This is a genomic window from Streptomyces otsuchiensis, from assembly GCF_004305975.1.
Classification (GTDB): domain Bacteria; phylum Actinomycetota; class Actinomycetes; order Streptomycetales; family Streptomycetaceae; genus Streptomyces; species Streptomyces otsuchiensis.
The window spans coordinates 1-3,949 of the sequence record NZ_BHZI01000407.1 but is presented as its reverse complement, the minus strand read 5'-3'; the positions used below and the strand labels follow the sequence as shown (position 1 = coordinate 3,949).

1 protein-coding gene is annotated in these 3,949 nt (G+C 75.5%); it reads right to left on the bottom strand.

The window, feature by feature from the left end:
* Positions 1–3,949: SDR family NAD(P)-dependent oxidoreductase (locus E0D90_RS24370; protein ID WP_130800111.1), on the bottom strand; the 3,949-nt coding region annotated here is incomplete at both ends.

Genomic DNA, 3,949 nt, shown 5'->3' with positions numbered 1-3,949 from the left:
GCGGGCGAGTTCGGCGAGGGTGCGCGGGTCGGCGGGGGCGGGGCGCGGGCCGGTCAGCAGGGGGACGACGTCGGTGTCCAGGAGCGGCCGAAGGATCCCGGCGCACTCGTCGACCGCCGCGGCGAACTCCGGCTCGCGGCGGTACAGTTCGCCGACCATTCCGGGGTACTGCTCACCGACCCCGGCGATGAGGAAGGCGACGGGACGGTTGACGACGGCCTCGTGACGGGCGAGGGCGAGCGCGGGGTCGGAACCGTCCGCACCGGTCACCCCGGCGGTCGAAGCGGCGACCATCGCCCGGCGGTGCTCGAAGACGGCGCGGCCGGTCTGCGCGGTGAACGCCACGTCCGCCAGGGGCGGTTCGGCGCCTCCCGGCGGGTCGGCGAGATGAGCGCGCAGCCGTCGTACGGCCTCGTCGGCGGCAGTGGGGGTGCGTCCGGAGACGGGGACGACGTGGTGGCGGCGTGCGGTGCCGTCGTCGCCGCTCTCCCGCTCGGGCGCGTCGGGCGCCTCCTCCAGGACGACGTGGACGTTGGTTCCGCCCATACCTAGGGAGTTGACGCCCGCCAGGCGCCGGCGGCCCTCCTCCACGGTCCAGTCGGCGAGCGCGGTGTTGACACGGAAGGGGCTGGCGGCGAAGTCGATGTCCGGGTTCGGGCGGGAGAAGTGCAGGCTCGGGGGGATGCAGCGGTTGCGCAGGGAGAGCACGGTCTTGATGAGTCCGCTGGCTCCGGCGGCGGCGGCCAGATGGCCGATGTTGGTCTTCACCGAGCCGATGGGGACCCGGCCGCGTGGCCCGTCGTCGCCGAACGCCCGTGCCAGGGCGGTGACTTCGATGGGGTCGCCGAGTTCGGTGGCGGTGCCGTGGCACTCGACGTACCCGATGTCCCCGGGCTCGACCCCGGCGGTCGCGAGGGCGTCGGAGACCACCCGGGCCTGGCCGACGACGCTGGGCGCGGTGTAACCGACCTTCAGCGAGCCGTCGTTGTTCACGGCGGAGCCGCGGATGACGGCGTGGACGTGGTCGCCGTCGGCGAGCGCGTCGGAGAGCCGCTTGAGCAGCACCGCGCCCGCGCCGTCACCGAAGAGGGTGCCGGAGGCGTCGGCGTCGAAGGTGCGGACGTGGCCGTCGCGGGTCTCCATGCCGCCGGGCAGGTAGAGGTGGCCGGTGCGGTCGGGGACGTGGATGGCCACGCCACCGGCGAGGGCGAGTTCGCACTCCCCGGAGCGCAGGCTCTGGCAGGCGAGGTGGGTGGCGACCAGCGCGGTGGAGCAGAACGTCTGGACGCTCATGCTGGGGCCGGTGAGACCCAGCTTGTAGGAGATGCCGGTGGCCAGGGAGTCCTTGTCGTTGCCGATGAGGGAGGCGTAGATGTCGGCCTCGCCCTCGATCGCGCCGCCGCCGGAGAGGTGGGAGCCGAGGTAGGTGCTGACGTTGGAGCCGGCGAACACGCCGACGCGGCCCCGGCCCTCCTCGGCGCCGTAGCCCCCGTCGTCCAGGGCCTCCCAGCAGATCTCCAGCATGAGCCGGTGCTGCGGATCGGTGATCACGGCGTCGCGGGCGCTGTAGCCGAAGAACGCGGCGTCGAAGCCCCGGATGTCGTCGAGCACCGGCTTGACCGGCACGTAGTCCGGGGACCGGAACTCGGTCTCGGGCACGCCCGAGGCGCGCAGCTCGTCCTCGGTGAAGCGGGTGACGGACTCCACGCCGTCCGCCAGGTTGCGCCAGAACTCCTCCGGGCCCGGCGCGCCCGGGAAGCGGCAGGCGAGACCGACGACGGCGATCGGCTCCACGCCTCCGTGCTCGCCCTCCGGGGTGTCCCGGCGGGGCCGGGTGCGGGCGGCGGGAACGGTCCGGGTCTGCGGCGCGGCGTCGGGCTCGGTGGTGCCCGCGGTGCGGTCCAGGAGGGCGGCCATGGTCTGCACGGTGGGTGCCTCGAACAGCGACACCGGTGAGACCGCGATCCCGAATGTCTTCTGGATGCGCTTGACCAGCTGGAGCGCCATCAGGGACGTGCCGCCGAGGTCGGCGAAGTTGTCGCGGGAGCCGACGCCCTCGATGCCGAGGACGTCCTCCCACACCTCGGCGAGCCGGCGCTCGCGCTGACCGCTCGGTGGCACGTACGCCTGGGCGAGGGCGGGCCGCGGAAAGCGGTCCCCGGCCGGACGCACGAGGTCGTCGAGGTCGTCGGGCCCGCCCGGCACGTCGGGCCCGGCGCCGCCGAGCCACTGGGCGGCACGCGCCTGGAGATCGCCCGCGCTCACCACGGTGCGCGGCGCGGGGGCGGCCAGCACCCGGTCGAGGGCGGCCAGGGCCTGTTCCTCGGTCAGGGAGTGCTGGACCTGGGTGGCGCCGACGTCCTGTCCGTCGAGTGCGGCCGCGGTGGCCGCCCAGGTGTCCCAGTTGATGGTGAACCAGTGGGTGGCGGAGCCGGTGTGCCGGTAGGGGACCGCGTCCAGGCAGGCGTTGGCGGCGGCGTACCCCGCGAAGCCCAGACCGCCGAGGACGGTGGAGACGGAGGAGAAGAGCAGGCAGTGTCCGACGGGCTGCCCGTCCAGGACGCGTTCCAGCACGGCGGTGCCGTGCAGCTTCGCGGTGAAGTGGACGTCCCGGACATCCGGGTCGAGGAGGGCGAGGGGCCCGAAGTGGTCCGGTGAGGTGACGGCGGCCAGGTGCACCACGGCGTCGATCCGGCCGAAGCGTTCGACCAGCCCGCTCACCACCGGGCGCAGCGCTTCCTCGTCGGTGACGTCGGCGACCGCGTACTCGACGCTCACGCCCCGCTCGGCGAGACGGCGCAGCCCCCGGAGACGGGAGACGAGCGCGGCGTCGGTGTCGCCGTCGGTGAGGAGGGCGTCCCAGCCGTCCTCGGCCGGCAGCGGGCGGCGCCCGGTGAGGACGACGGTGGCGCCGTCCCGGCCGAGATGGCCGGCCAGCAGCAGCCCGACCTCCCCCAGGCCGCCGGTGATGAGGACGACGCCGTCCTGACCCGCCGCCAGGGCGGGCGCGGCTTCGGCGCCTTCCTCCGTGCCGGCCGGTACGAGGTCGAGGGCGGAGCGCCGGCCGGCCCGGACGGCGAGCGCGTGGCGCCGGTCGTCCGCGCCGAGTTCCGCGAGGGCGGCGTCGGCGGCGGCCCGGGGGCCGTCGGCGGCGAGTGAGACGTCCAGGGTACGGACGTCGAGGGAGGGGTACTCCTGCGGCACGACGAGGCTGGTGCCGTGGACGGCGGCACGGGCCGGCACCGGCCGCTCGCCGGGCAGGACGGCGCGCGCGGTGTCGGTGACGACGACCACCCGGGCCGGGGCGGAGCCCAGCACCGGCGCCAGGGCGCACAGAGCGCCGTGCCCGAGGAGCAGGGCGCGCTCGGGATCGCGCTCGGTGGAGGCGTCGGTCCCCCACAGGTGAAGCACGGCGGAGGGAGCGCCGGCCGTGGCCAGCAGGGCCTCCCAGTCGGCGCGTTCACCGGGCCGTACGACCGGGTGGGCGCCTCCCTCGAAGGAGTCGCCGGGGCGGACGAGCAGGCAGTCGCGCCCGTCGGCGGTCACGGAGCCGGCGACTGCGGCGGCCACACCGGCGTCGTCGGCGAGTACCCACAGAGGGCCGGAAGCGGTGGCCCCGGGGGCGGCGGCCAGCGGCTCGGGCGTCCAGCGCGGGAGCAGGATCTCCTCGCCGGGCAGTTCGGCCGGCCCGGCGGGACGGTCGCCCGGTGCCGCGAGCGCCGGGGCCGCCAGGGCCGCCTGGCCCGCCTGGCCCGCGGACGGGCTGTCCGGCGGGTCGATCCAGTACCGGTCACGGGCGAAGGGATACCCCGGCAGGGACACCTTCCGCGGTTCACGTCCCTGGTGGTAGGCGTCCCAGTCCACGTCGGCGCCGGCCAGCCAGAGCTGGGCGACGGCACGGGCCAGGGTCTGTTCGTCGGAGGCGGGGTCGGCCTCCGAGGGGAGGGTG